This is a genomic window from Sphingomonas cellulosilytica (assembly GCF_052321755.1).
In the GTDB taxonomy this organism is placed as follows: Bacteria; Pseudomonadota; Alphaproteobacteria; order Sphingomonadales; family Sphingomonadaceae; genus Sphingomonas.
In genome coordinates, this window is the sequence record NZ_JBQRTT010000003.1 from 276303 (window position 1) to 289321 (window position 13019).

Annotated in this window: 10 protein-coding genes; 1 reads left to right on the forward strand and 9 read right to left on the reverse strand. The window is 70.0% G+C overall.

All coding sequences use genetic code 11. The features are described 5' to 3' along the window. Nucleotides 1–18 precede the first annotated feature (18 nt). The 8 genes from ptsP to ACTZQ5_RS06620 form a co-directional block, all read right to left on the reverse strand. Nucleotides 19–2292, reverse strand: coding sequence for a phosphoenolpyruvate--protein phosphotransferase (gene ptsP, locus ACTZQ5_RS06585; protein ID WP_443584361.1), 2274 nt, complete (start codon nt 2290–2292; stop codon nt 19–21). Between the two features lie 210 nt (nt 2293–2502). Further along, nucleotides 2503–3528: a Holliday junction branch migration DNA helicase RuvB gene (gene ruvB, locus ACTZQ5_RS06590; RefSeq protein ID WP_443584362.1), complete on the reverse strand. Its 1026-nt coding sequence runs from the start codon at nt 3526–3528 to the stop codon at nt 2503–2505. A 38-nt stretch (nt 3529–3566) separates the two neighbouring features. Beyond that, entirely contained in the window at nt 3567–4172 is a 606-nt protein-coding gene (locus ACTZQ5_RS06595; protein WP_443584363.1) for a PilZ domain-containing protein, read from the reverse strand. Then, nucleotides 4169–4417, reverse strand: coding sequence for a hypothetical protein (locus tag ACTZQ5_RS06600; protein ID WP_443584364.1), 249 nt, complete (start codon nt 4415–4417; stop codon nt 4169–4171). The genes ACTZQ5_RS06595 and ACTZQ5_RS06600 overlap by 4 nt, the downstream gene beginning before the upstream one ends. Before the next feature lie 4 nt (nt 4418–4421). Next, nucleotides 4422–9371: a DUF11 domain-containing protein gene (locus ACTZQ5_RS06605; protein WP_443584365.1), complete on the reverse strand. Its 4950-nt coding sequence runs from the start codon at nt 9369–9371 to the stop codon at nt 4422–4424. Between the two features lie 98 nt (nt 9372–9469). Then, a complete protein-coding gene (locus ACTZQ5_RS06610) occupies nt 9470–10588 on the reverse strand; it encodes a hypothetical protein (RefSeq protein ID WP_443584366.1) in 1119 nt (372 codons plus the stop codon). A gap of 38 nt (nt 10589–10626) precedes the next feature. Further along, complete coding sequence (locus tag ACTZQ5_RS06615; protein ID WP_443584367.1) at nt 10627–11136, reverse strand: hypothetical protein; 510 nt, start codon at nt 11134–11136, stop codon at nt 10627–10629. An 11-nt stretch (nt 11137–11147) separates the two neighbouring features. After that, on the reverse strand, nt 11148–12041 hold the full coding sequence (locus ACTZQ5_RS06620) for a hypothetical protein (protein ID WP_443584368.1): 894 nt from the start codon (nt 12039–12041) through the stop codon (nt 11148–11150). Between the two features lie 88 nt (nt 12042–12129). Between ACTZQ5_RS06620 and ACTZQ5_RS06625 the strand changes: the two genes are divergently transcribed. Then, nucleotides 12130–12387: a hypothetical protein gene (locus ACTZQ5_RS06625; RefSeq protein WP_443584369.1), complete on the forward strand. Its 258-nt coding sequence runs from the start codon at nt 12130–12132 to the stop codon at nt 12385–12387. A 6-nt stretch (nt 12388–12393) separates the two neighbouring features. Here ACTZQ5_RS06625 and ACTZQ5_RS06630 read toward each other — a convergent pair whose 3' ends face one another. Then, entirely contained in the window at nt 12394–12867 is a 474-nt protein-coding gene (locus ACTZQ5_RS06630) for a hypothetical protein (protein ID WP_443584370.1), read from the reverse strand. Nucleotides 12868–13019 lie beyond the last annotated feature (152 nt).

Sequence of the window (13019 nt, forward strand, 5' to 3'; positions counted from 1 at the left end):
ACCCGGTTCGGCGGCGTTTCAGGCCAGATCGACGCCGTGCGCCCCCGCCCAGTCGGTCAGCGCGGCCCGCATGTCGCGCGGCGGCCGGGCAACGAGTTCGGCGACGTAGGCGCGGCAGGCGGCATGATCCAGGCTGCGCACCATCGCCTTGATCGGGCCGATCGCCGCCGGCGTGATCGACAGCCGGTCGATGCCGAGCCCGATCAGCGCCATCGCCTCCAGCGGCCGCCCGCCCATCTCGCCGCACACCGCCAGCGTCACCCCCGCTTCGCGCGCGGGTGCGATGACGCGGGCCAGAAAGCGCAGGATCGACGGGCTGAGCCAGTCGTAGCGTTCGGCAAGCTTGGGATTGGCGCGATCCGCGGCGAACAGGAATTGCGTCAGGTCGTTGGTGCCGACCGACAGGAAATCGATCTCCGGCAGCAGCAGGTCGAGCTGTTCGGCGAGCGCCGGCACCTCCAGCATCGCGCCGTAGCGGATCTCGACCGGCAGCCGCCGGCCGCGTTGGCCGAGCCAGTGGCGCTGCGCCTCGAACAAGGCCTTGGCCTCGGCGAACTCCCACGCCTCCGACACCATCGGGAACATGACGTTGAGCGTGCGGCCCGCCGCCGCCTCGATCAGCGCGCGGGCCTGCACCTTCATCAGGCCGTCGCGGTCGAGCGCCAGGCGCAGCGCGCGCCAGCCCATCGCCGGATTCTCCTCGTCGGCATCCGCCTTGTTGAGATAGGGCAAGGCCTTGTCGCCGCCGATATCGACGGTGCGGAAGATCACCGGCCGGTCGCCGGCGGCATCCAGCACCTCCTTGTATAGGCGCTGCTGCCGCTCGCGCTGGGGCAGCGTCGCCGACACGAGGAACTGGAACTCGGTGCGGAACAGGCCGATGCCGTCGGCGCCGGTGATGTCCAGCGCCGCGACATCGTCGCGCAGGCCCGCGTTGACCATCAGCGTGATGCGGTGGCCGTCCTGCGTCTCGGGCGGCACGTCGCGCAGCGCGGCGAAGGCGGCCTTGCGCTTCTGGCGCAGCGCCAGCTTGGCTTCGAATGCCTCTTCCATCGCCGCGGAAGGGCGCGCGAACACATTACCCGCAACTGAATCAAGCAGCAGCAGGTCGCCTTCCGCGATCAGCCGCCGCACATCGCGGACGCGACCCAGCACCGGCACCCCCATCGCACGCGCGACGATGGTGACGTGCGCGGTCAGCGATCCTTCCTCCAGCACCACGCCCTTCAGGCGCCGCTTGTCGTATTCGAGCAGTTCGGCAGGGCCCAGGTTGCGGGCGATCAGGATCGTGTCCTGCCGCAGGCCGAGCTGCGCCGCCGTCCCCATCTGACCCGAGACGATGCGCAGCAGCCGGTTGGAGAGATCCTCCAGGTCGTGCATGCGATCGGCGAGCAAGGGATCGTCGATCTGGCGCATGCGCTGGCGGGTGCGCTGCTGGACACGCTCGATCGCGGCTTCGGCGGTGAGGCCGGAATCGATCGCCTCGTTGATCCGCCGCGCCCAGCCCTCGTCATAGGCGAACATCTTGTAGGTCTGCAGCACCTCTTCATGCTCGCCGCCGACGCCGAACTCCGCCTCGCGCGTCATGCGGTCGATCTGCTCGCGCATCTTGTCGAACGCGGCATAGACGCGGTGCCGCTCGGCATCGATATCCTCGGCGACGGTGTGCTCGACGACGATGCGCGGCTGGTGGAAGACGGCGTAGCCCGATCCCATGCCCTCGACGAGCTTCTGGCCGAGCAGCCGCACCGCCGCGGTCGACTGCGGCCGGTTGCTCGCTGCGGCGGCGGTGTCGATCAGGCCGGCATTGGCGATCAGTTCGGACAGCACCATCGCCACCGTCTGCAACGCCTCGATCTCGACATCCTGATAGCGGCGCTGTTCGCTGTGCTGCACGGCGAGAACGCCGACCGCGCGTTCGCGGCGGATGATCGGCACGCCGGCGAAGCTGTGGTAGCGTTCCTCGCCCGTTTCGGGCTTGTAGGCGAAGTCGGGATGGCTCGCCGCCTCGTCGAGGTTCAGCACCTCGACATCCTCGGCGATCGTGCCGACCAGCCCCTCGCCCAGCGCCAGCTTGGTGACGTGCACCGCCGCCTGGTCCAGCCCGCGGGTCGCGAACAGCTCCAGCACGCCCTCGCGCAGGAGATAGATCGAGCACACCTCGCTATCCATCGCCTCGGCGATGATGCCGACGACGGCGTTGAGCTTGGCCTGGGCCGGATTGCGACCGGCCATCACGTCGTGCAGGCGGGTGAGGATTTCGCGGGCGGAGGCGGCGGCCGAGCTGGGCATGACGCTACGGCTAACAGATGCCGCGGCCGGGTGCCACGCAACATTGTGTGGGGTGGGTCGAAACCCTTCCTCCCCCGCCAGGGGGAGGTGGCAGCGCATCAGCGCTGACGGAGGGGGAGGTAAGCGGCGGCCGTCATGCTCGCGGAACCGCCCCCTCCACCATTCGCCTTCGGCGAACGGTCCCCCTCCCCCGCTGAAGCGAGGGAGGAATTAAAGGTCGAATAATCCGTCCTGGCTGCCGACGGGCGGGTTGAGGCCGAGGTGCTTCCAGCCGCCGGCATTCAGCACGCGGCCGCGGGCGGTGCGGGCGACGAGCCCCAGCTGGATGAGGTAGGGTTCGATCACCTCCTCGATCGTGTCGCGCGGTTCGGAGAGGCCGGCGGCGAGCGTTTCGACGCCGACCGGGCCGCCGCGATAGATGTCGGCGATCATGTGGAGGTAGCGCCGGTCCATCGCGTCGAGGCCGAGCGAATCCACCTCCAGCCGGTTGAGCGCGCGATCCGCGGCGATGCGATCGACGGTGATCGTGCCCGCGACATTGGCGAAGTCGCGCACCCGGCGCAGCAGCCGGCCGGCGATGCGCGGGGTGCCGCGCGCGCGCCGGGCGATCTCGCCCGCGCCATCGGGGGCGATCGCAAGGTCGAGCAGCCCGGCGGCGCGCGTCACCACCCGCGTCAGCTCCTCCACCGTATAGAATTGCAGGCGCACCGGGATGCCGAAACGGTCGCGCAGCGGCGTCGTCAGCAGCCCCTGCCGCGTCGTCGCGCCGACCAGGGTGAAGCGCGGCAGGTCGATCCGGACCGAGCGCGCCGACGGCCCTTCGCCGATCATCAGGTCGAGCGCGCGATCCTCCATCGCCGGGTACAGCACCTCCTCCACCGCAGGCTGGAGGCGGTGGATCTCATCGATGAAGAGGACGTCGCCATCCTCAAGATTGGTGAGCAGGGCGGCAAGATCGCCCGATTTCGCGATGACGGGGCCGCTGGTCGCGCGGAAGCCGACGCCCATCTCGCGCGCGATGATCTGCGCGAGCGTCGTCTTGCCGAGGCCCGGCGGGCCGAAGAACAACACATGGTCGAGCGCATCGCCGCGGCTGCGCGCCGCCTCGATGAACACACGCAGGTTCTCGCGCGCCGCCTGCTGGCCGACGAATTCATCGAGGTTCTTGGGCCGAAGGGCGGCATCGACGTCCTCGGGGCGGCGGCTGGCGGAGAGGAGGCGGTCGCTGTCGGTCACGTTCCGTTCCGTAGCGCCGCCCGCCGCCGCGGGCAAACCTATCCGCAGCCGAGCACGCGCGAGAGGAGCGCGAGCGACAGCGGCTCGCAGAAGCGGAAGCCGAAGCGATCCTCGCGCGTCCAGCAGATGGTGCCGAAGGCGGCGGCGTTGACCTCCGGCAGCAGCACGCTGCCCGCCTGGCCGCTGCATACCGCCGCGTCGCTGCGCAGCTTCACTCCGCCGGGCGAGATATCGAGGATATCGACGGCGATCCGCCGGTCGGCGATGCGCAGGCTGGCGGTCGCCGCCATCGCGAAGCGCGGCGTGCGCGCGACGAGGCCGCGATCGTCGCGCAGGCGGAAGATGGTGTCGATGCGCTGCGCCACGTCGAACTCGACACCCGCCTTGTAGCCGTTGACCCAGCGCACCGTCGCCGCGACCTCCGCCAGCCCGCGCACCGCGATGCGCAGTCGCTCGCCGACCACCGGCATCGCGGTGAAGCGCGCCATCAGGCCGTGTTCGGAGATATCGTGGACGAGGCAGGCGGATTCGGCCGCCGCATGCGCGACGCGGCCGATCAGCAGCACGCTGGCATGGCGCTTGTCGCGGCGCTGGTCGCGGGGTGGCGGGGCGAGCGCCGGGATGGCGATGGGAGCGTGCATCATCGGTCGGTGCGGTCCTGCGCGAAGGCGGTGGGGCGGGAAGCGGCGGTGCGGATCATCCGCGAACGGAACTTGACGCGTTGCCAGAAGGTCGCGTCGGTCACCCGCCATTCGCGGATGGCGGTGGCGACCTGCGCGTCGATCAGCGTTTCGGCGTCGACCCGCGGCAAGGCGGCGTAGCGGCGGGCGAGCGCCTCCAGCGAGGGCAAGGTGGCGCTATGGCCGGGGGGCAGGCAGGATGCGGGCATGGCGTTAGGTTCCGAACAAGGCGCGGGTCGCGCCGCCTAGCGAGAGCTGGTCGAACTTGAGGCGCATCGTCATGTACGGCCCCTGCCGGGTGTAGCGATCGTCCTCGAAGTCGCGGTCGCGGTAGCCGGCGACATTGTAGCCGGCGCTGATCCACAGGTTGGCGGCGGGCGAGACGCCGACGGACGGGCCGCCGCTCCACGACCAGACGTTGCGGCTCCAGGCGTGCTGCACCGAGCCGGTGACGCCGATGTCGAACCGGGTGCCGATATCCTGCCTGAGGTCGAAGCCGACCACGTCGATGAACCCGTCGTAGGTATCGTCGGCATAGCGGCCGGCGACGTACTTGGCGCCGTAATAGACGGTCGCTTCGATGCCGTGGCCGAGCCCCTCGGCACCGCTGCGATAGTTGAGCGCGAGGTTGTTGACGACGCGGCTGGTCACCTGGTCGCCGGCGCCATAGGCAGGCACGCCCAGCACGTTGCCGTCGTCGAACGCGCCGTCCGCGCTTTCGTGGCGGAATTCCAGCCGTTCGAGCAGCGACCAGCGGCTGTCGAGCGGCCGCCAGGCGAGCGCGAGGTCGGCGCTCGCCTGCGTCGCGAGCGCGCCCGAGGCGTTGCGGACGCGGAAGGCGCGCAGGCTCGACGCGATCGTCCGCCCCTCGCCCAGGCTGCGCAGCAGGCTGGTGACGAGGCCGAAGCGATCGTCGTTGCGGCCGTCGCGATATTCGATGCGGCCGGTCCACGACCAGCGGGCGGCGCGATAGGTGGCGCCGAGCGTCGCGGCGGCGAAATCCGCATCGCCCTGGCCGTTGCCACCGCCGCCGATCGTCCCTCCCGAGGCGACCGGCTGGAAGGCGTTGATGACCGCGCCCTGCGGGATGCGCCCGCGCACCGTGCTGGTCGCGTCCCAGGTCGCATCGACCGACCAGCGCTTGCCGAGCGGGAGCGACTGGCTGAGGCCGTATTGCGCGTAGGTCCGCCCGCCGTTCTCGCCGATGGCCTGCTGGTTGAGCGTGCTCATCAGCTTGGCGCCGGTCCAGGGCGCGACGTCGAAGCCGACCTGCGCGGTGTGGGCGGTATAATCCTTGCCGCTGGCGATCTCGTAGCCGGTGAGCAGGCGGATGCCCTGCTTCACCTTCCACGCCGCGGTGATCTGGTGGCGGACGGGGAAGTCGACCGACGCCTTCTCGCCGCCGGGCGCGAACTGCGTCTGGCCGGCGAGCGTCAGCCTGCCGCCGAACAGCGACTGCGTGCCGCCGAGGGTGAGCAGCCGCGAGTCGCGATCGGCACCGTCAAGGCCGCGGTCGGACGCGAACTGCCCGCCGACGAAGACGGTACCGGTGGCGCGGCGGTATGCGAGCCGCGCCTCGCCGGCGGTGCGCGTCGCCGGGCTCAGCAACATGTCCTGATACCAGGCGGTGCCGGTCACGCTCAGCCGGTCGGTGAGCGCATAGCGGCCGTCGAGCCCGAGCTTGCGCGTGCCTGCCTCGACGAGGTTCTGCTGGCCGACGCCGAAACCGCCGTCCTGCTGGCGCACGTAACCCAAGAGGTCGAGGCCGCCGCCGTGATGCTCCGCCTCGGCGAGGAAGGCGATGTCGCGGCCGATGCCGCGCTTGCCACCCGCGGCGAACTCCCCGCGAATCTCGGTGGCGGCACCGATCCGCGCCTTGACGTCCGCGCCGGCGACGGTCGCGTTGCCGGCGGTTTCGTCGCGGATCACGCTGGCACCGACGGTGACCCGGCCGAGCTTGGCGGCGACGCGGCCTGCGGCGGCGAGCTTTTCCGTCCTGCCGCCCTCCACCTCGTAGTCCGCGACGATGAAGATCGGATTGAGGCCGGCATCGCGGCTCAGCACCGGCTCGCGGAAGCGCACCGTGCCGAGATCGACGTCGATGTCGTAATCGATATGGCGGGTCAGCTGCGTCGAGGAGACGATCAGTTCCGAACGGAAGCGGTCGCGCACCTCGATCCGCACCTTGTCGCTGTTGGGCACGATGCCGCGGGCACGCAGGCGATAGGGGCCGCTGAGGCCGTTGCCCTGGATCTCGTCGCGGGCATAGAGCGTGTCCGTCTTGGCGGCGAAGCCCTGTACCGACAGCGTGGCGCCCTCATAGGCCGCCTTCACGCCGTTGAGCGTCCGGCTGTAGCGGGTCAGCTGCGTGTCGGTGAAACCCGTCTCGAAATCGCCGAACAGCGCGTAGAATTCCCGGCGTTCGAGGCGCAGGTACAGCTTGCGGCGGGTGGCGGCGTCATAACCCTGCGCGCTGCCGTCGCCATAGACGGTGTAATAGCGGTTGGGATCGATCGTACCGAGCAGGCCGCGCGTCGGATCGTAGGCACGGTCGCTGTCATAGGCGATCGTCATCAGCCACGATCCCTTGATCCGCCCCTTGGCGTAAAAGGCGAGCTGGCCGTCGGTGACGACCGCGTTGCGCTGTGCGCGGGGCAGCGACCGCCCGTGCTTGCTCAGCATGTCGTAGCCGACGCTGCCCGCGCCGAAGCCGACGACCATCCAGTCCTGCTGCGCCGCCTCTAGCCAGGCGCGGATCTCGCTGGTGCGGACCTGACGGTCCTCCTGCAGCGAAACCACCGCATGCACCGCGCCCGCCTGCGTCGTCGGCTGCAGCGCGATGAAGGCATAGCCGTCGTCGCCGACGACGCGTGCAGTGGTGGCGCTGCGTTCGCGGCCGGCGAGCTGGCGGCCTTGTTCCAGCGCCGCCTCGATCGCCGCCTGATAGGGCTGGTCGACGCGGAACGGCACCAAAGTGCCGGCGCGCACCGGCCGCCCGTCCTTGTCGGTGACACGCACCGCGATCAGCGGGCGGTTGAGCCCGTCGGCCTTCAGCCGGCTCTTCGCGGCATCGAAGGTCGCGCGCACGGGGGCGCCGGCATAATGGACGTGACGCTCCAGCGTCTCGACCACGCGGCCATCCTCGGCGAGCACGCGCGCGACGAGGCGATTGTCGCCCGGCTGAAGCGGCAGGCCGGTCCATTTCGACACCGCCACCGCGCCGGCACCGTCGCTGCCGTCGAAGGCGAGCGGATCGGTAGCGCGGCCGTTGACGGTCAGCGCGACCCGCTGGCCGGGGGCATGCTGGATCGCGACGCGCAGCACCGGCGCGCGCGGGTTGTGGTCGACTGCGGGGAACAGCCAGCCGATGCCGGGCGCCTGCCCCGTCAGCCATTCGCGGTTGCCCGCCGCATCGGCATCGCTCGCGACCGCGATCGGCAGCGCATCGTTCGCCGCAGCCTTCTGCCCGGTCGGTCGCAGCTGGAAGTCGACGCGCTTCAGCACGCCGCCGTCCGCTTCGACGAAGCGCGAGATGGCGCTCTTCGCCTGGCGCGTGTCGATGTCGCAGGCGACGGGGGCATGGCTGGCGGGGACGCTCGCGGTATCGAGCTGAACGACGTGGCGGCCCGGCCGCACGCCCTCGAAATGGTACAGGCCGTCGCGGTCGGTGACGACGAAGGTGCCGTCCTCCAGCAGCAGGCGGATGCCGGCGACGCCCTTGCGCTGGGCGACGGGGTCGCCGCAATCGCCCTCGGTCACGCGGCCGATCACGGTCATGGCATCGGTGAACAGCAGCGGGCGCAGGCGGACCGAGGCCGCCGCCGCATTGCTGGTGACGCGCGCCGCGCCCGACACCTGCGCACGGTTCAGCGCCTCGCCGGAGGGGGCGCCGGGTGCGACGGTGACGACATAGCGGATCTCGGCGGTGGCATTGGCGGGGATGGCGGGGATCGCGAAGCTGAGGTTGCGGCCGTCGGCCGTCACGCTCGGTTCGGCGCCGCCGCGGGTCGAGCCCCGCTCGTAGCGCAGGCCCTGCGGCAGATAGTCGGACAGGGTGAGCCCGGTCGCCGTCACGCTGTCGCGATTGCGCACCTGGATACGATATTGGATGAAGTCGCCCGGCGAGGCCTCGCGCACCGAGGCGGTCTTGGTCAGCAGCAACGTGCCGTCGCCCGGCCGGTCGAGCGGCACGTCGACATAGACGGGGTTCTGGTCGACCAGCGTCAGGAAACCGCCGTAGCTCGCATCGGCGATGATGAACGGGTCGCCCGCCGGATCCTGCAGCGCGGCGAGCGTCGCGCGGTCGACCACCGAGGGTGCGGTATAGTCGCCCGGCGGCACGATCTTGAGCGAATAGCGGCCCGGCCGCGCGAAGGGGAAGCGGAAGCGCCCCGGCATCGCGGCATAGCGCCGGCCCGATGCGTCGGTGACCGCGGCGCCGCTGACGACCGTGGCGGGATAGCGGCTGGTGCCGTCGTCACCGAAGACGACCGCAGGCTGGCCCGATTCGTCGAGCAGCGTCACCTCGGCGCCGTCGACCACGTCGCCGGTACGCGAATCGAAGACATAGCCGGCGGGATCGATCAGCAGGTCGATCGTCGAGCCATAGCTGTATTCGTCCTCGGTGAAGCTCAGCCGCAGCCGGTCGCCGCGCTTCAGGTGGAGCGAACAGGGCGCCAGATTGGGATCGCTGGTGTCGTTGGCGGCCGGCACCGCGCCGGCGAACACGCCGGTATCCGCTCCCGTTTCCAGCAGCGGCAGCTTGCCGGACACGCGGCCGGTGTCGAAATCGACGAACACCGTCTCGCGCACCAGCGGGTCGCGATTGTTGCCCTCGGCATCGATCACCATGACGAGCGGCGAGGTGACGTCCACGGCGGCGAGCCGGGGCGCGGCGGCGAGCGTCGCGGCATCGATCCGCGCGGGCGTGAACATCGGCGGATTGCCTTCGCACCGCATGCCGGTGGGCACATAGCCCTGGGGCAGCAGGCGGAAGGTGAAGCTGGTCGGCCGCTTCGCACGCTCGGTATCGAAGCCGACGGCGTTGGATTGCACGACCTGGTCCGCGCCGCCCGACCGATAGGTGAGTGTCGCCACATTCTCGACATGCGTCTGCGCCGCCGCCGGCAGGGCAGCGCCAAGACCTGCGAGACAGGCGAGCATGCGAAGGAAGGGGCGTACGATGGGCATGAGCGGGGCCGTGTCCCGGCGCGAGGGGGGCCGCGCCGGGAGGATGGCAACTCCTTGCTGAGGGGTTGGGCTTAGTTGATCTTGACGCGGAAGCTCGCCGCCACGGACGTGCCGCCCGCCAGCGTCGGGATCGTCGCCGTTACCGTCTTGGTGCTGGCGTTGAACGACCCGGTGTAAGGTCCTGCCGCCTGGCTGCCGTCGTCGTTCTGCGGGAAGCCGTTGAGCAGGCAGACGCCGCCGACGCCGATGCCGCCGACCGTGATCGATCCGGGCACATAGGTGGTGTTGGCGGGAATCACGTCGGTCAGGTTGACGCCGCTCGCCGGGGTGAGGAGGGTCGCGTTGGTGACGGTTAGGCAATATTGCACGATCGCCCCGGGCAGCGCCTTGGGATTGATCGTACTGACCCCGTCCGAGATGACCGCGGCGGTCTTCGTCACCGACAGGTTCACGCTGTGTACGCCGACCTCGTAGGAGGCATAGGCCCAGCCCTGGCCGTTGCGCGGCGCGTCGTAGCCGAGCACGCCGTCATTGTCGTCGTCGGCGAAGACGACGTCGATCTCATTGTCCTGGTTCAGCGTGTTGAGCGGCGTCGGGATCAGCGCCGTACCGGCCGTGCCGCTCGCGCCGCCGGTCGCGACCGTGGCATCCAGCCCGACCTGCGCCATCGAGGCGAGCGGCGAGGTCGGGATATCGCCGACGATGAACACCGTGGCGCGGCCGTCGGCGGGCAGTTCGTCGATGAAGTTGGCGGTGTCGACGCCCGGATCGTAGGTGCCGTTGTTGTTCGAATCGACGTAGATCTTGAGGTTGGCGAGATCGAAATTGTCCGTGCCGGTCAGGATGCCGGCCGGGATCAGCTGGTTGGCCGCCAGCAGGAAATCCTGCGTGCCGTTGGTGTTGTTGGTCACCTGGAACGTCGTCACCGCACCGGTCTGGCCCAGGTTGACCTGCGTTGCGGCATTCTGCGTCGTGATGACGGTCAGGTTGACCTTGCGGTCGACGACGAAGGTCGCGGTGTTGGACGTCGCCGTGCCGGCGGCACCGTTGACGGTGTAGCTGGCGGTGGCGGTGTTGGTGATGGTGGTACCGGCGGCGGTGCCGGTGGTGGACTGCGCATGCGCGGTCCCGATCGACGCCAGTCCGGCCGTTCCGGCCAGCAACCAGCGCCGCGCCCCTGTTGCGGTCATCGGTGTTGCTCCTTGCTTGGTAATCGTGTGGGGGAAATTCACTTGAGGACGGCCTGGAATGCGCGTTCACCCCCCTGCCCGGCCGCCAGCGTGCCAGGGAGGCGCCACCGCACGTGGGTGACATCGGCGGCGCCCGCCGCGCGCGTCCCGCCGTCGGGCGTGGCGACGCGCAGGTCGGCGAGGGCGCCATAGGTCTTGCCGTCGACCGACACCTCGGGCGCCTCCGCCGCCGCGCCGCGATAGGCGACGTTGCGCGGCACCGGATTGGCGAGCACGACATTGCCCAGCGCCGCCGACCCGGTGTTGCGATAGGCGACCACGACGGTGATCCGGTCGCCCGGCACCGCCCGCGCCGCCGGCACCACAGTGGTGCGGGTCGAGCCGTCGGACGCGGCGACGCGCCGTTCCACCATCATGCGCGTGGTGACGGTGAGCGGGCCTTCGGAGGTTGCAGGCCTGGCGGCGGTCGCAGGCTCGGCGGCAGGCGCAGGCATGGCGATGCATGCGACGCCGGCGGCGAACACCGCGGCCAGGGAACGGGTAGTCATGGCAGGATTCCTCATCGGATAGTGACCTGGAACTGGACGGTATGGGTGGTGAAGCCGCCGACCGGGCCGAGCGCGACGCTGATCGCCCGGCCGTCGGCGCGGCCGGCATCGTCGTCCGCCGCATCGGTGAGGGGGACGGCATCGAGCATCAGGCTGCCGGGCAGGTAGGCGGTGCCGGCGGGAATCGGATCGTCGATCCGCGCCGCCGCCGAAGAGCCGGCGAAGCGCGCCTCCAGCCGATAGGTGACGACCGCGCCCGTCACCGGGCGGCTCGACCCGTCGGGCGCGCGCACGCTCTGCGATTTGGAGAGTACCGGCACCGCCGCCGCCCGCACGCCGATCGGCACCGCGACCGCGGCGAGCGCGCCGGTCGACCCGGTCACCGCGGTGGCGCCGCCGTCGCCGGCCTTGGCGAACGCCGTGCCGGCAGGGCCGCTGCCGGTCGCGGCGCGCGCCTCGACGCTCAATGCGGCGACCGTGATCCGCTCCGCGGCGGGATCGAGCAGCACGACGAGGCGCACCGCCTCGCCCGCGTCAAGCAGCGGGGTGCGGCGGTCGGTCAGCACCCTGTCGACGGCCGGATCGAAGCGGCCGTCGCCATCGGCATCGATCGCGATCAGCCGCACGGCGACGCTGGCATCGGACGGCCGCGCGGCGATTTCGAAGGCTTCGCGCCCGTTGCCCGTGTTGGTGAGCCGGAGCGGGATCGCCGCGCCTTCGGCGGGCACGTCGATCGCCACGTCGTCGGTACGGGCGAGCGCGACGTCGAGCCGCTCGGCGACCAGCATCGCGACCGGATTGGATGGCAGGCTGTACGTGCCCTCGCCCTCACGCACCGTGACGGTCGCGACGTTGGTGACCAGCGTACCGGCCCGCGTCTCCGCCCGCGCCGTATTCACCGGCACCAGGCAAGCAAGCAGCGCGCACGACGACGTCAGGATGGCGGCATCGTGCCGCCAGATCCCACCTCTACTTGCGCTGAAGACTCGCAAGATGCGCAATGCCCGCCCCGTTTCTATGCCCGGGGCTGAAAATCGGCTGCGCTACTTAAACAAAACCTACAAAACCAATTCGACGATCGATAGTTACGATGCACCCGTTCCGGTGATCGGGCAGCGGACCGGACCTTGTGCCCCCGCACGAGGGCGATCCACCTCCGCGGGCCGGGAATTGACCGCGATTCCGATCGGTACAGTCATGCTGTCCTACATCGTTTTCGTTGCAATCCAGCGGCTTACCGCCGAGATTTGAACCGTTTCAGGCGGCGCCAAGCCGGCGCAGATAGGCGGTGACGGCGGTGTAGCCCGAATCGCTCAGCGAGATTTCCATCCGCCGCCGGTCGACCGGATCGATCACGCGATCGACGAGCTTCAGCTTGTGGAGGTGATCGATCCAGCGTTGCGAGGTGGTGACCGGCGCATGCGCGCTCGCCACCAGCGTCTTGACGTTCATCGTCCGGCGCTCCTCGTGCGCGACGAACAGCGCGAGCAGCATGTCCCAGGCCGGTTCGTGGAACAGCTCGGCCGGGAAGTGATCGAAGCGGGCCATGCGCTGCGCCAGCAGCTGCTTGGCGAGTTCGCGTGCCTCCGGTTGCGGCGGCGCAGGCAGGTCGGCGGGCACATCGCGTCCCCCGCCGGTCAACTGGTCGGCGCGGGTGCCGAATTCCGTCGCGATCGCAGAGAGCTGCGTCGTCAGGTCCTTGACCAGACCGGCGATGGATTCATGTGGCACGTCGCATTCCCCAAAAAAGCGTCGTCAGCTCCGTTCCCGCTATCATCGACGTGCCAAAAAACACAAGTATATCCGCTATATGGCCATTTTGGTCCGGCGAACGTCGGCCGCGCCGCCCCGCCTGCATCCTTTACGCCGGCAGATGCGTTGCT

Coding starts and splice junctions, on each gene's coding strand:
- ACTZQ5_RS06605 (WP_443584365.1), bottom strand. CDS start 9,371: ATGCTCGCCTGTCTCGCAGGTCTTGGCGCTGCCCTGCCGGCGGCGGCG.
- ptsP (WP_443584361.1), bottom strand. CDS start 2,292: ATGCCCAGCTCGGCCGCCGCCTCCGCCCGCGAAATCCTCACCCGCCTG.
- ACTZQ5_RS06600 (WP_443584364.1), bottom strand. CDS start 4,417: ATGCCCGCATCCTGCCTGCCCCCCGGCCATAGCGCCACCTTGCCCTCG.
- ACTZQ5_RS06610 (WP_443584366.1), bottom strand. CDS start 10,588: ATGACCGCAACAGGGGCGCGGCGCTGGTTGCTGGCCGGAACGGCCGGA.
- ACTZQ5_RS06595 (WP_443584363.1), bottom strand. CDS start 4,172: ATGATGCACGCTCCCATCGCCATCCCGGCGCTCGCCCCGCCACCCCGC.
- ACTZQ5_RS06625 (WP_443584369.1), top strand. CDS start 12,130: ATGCGCAATGCCCGCCCCGTTTCTATGCCCGGGGCTGAAAATCGGCTG.
- ACTZQ5_RS06615 (WP_443584367.1), bottom strand. CDS start 11,136: ATGACTACCCGTTCCCTGGCCGCGGTGTTCGCCGCCGGCGTCGCATGC.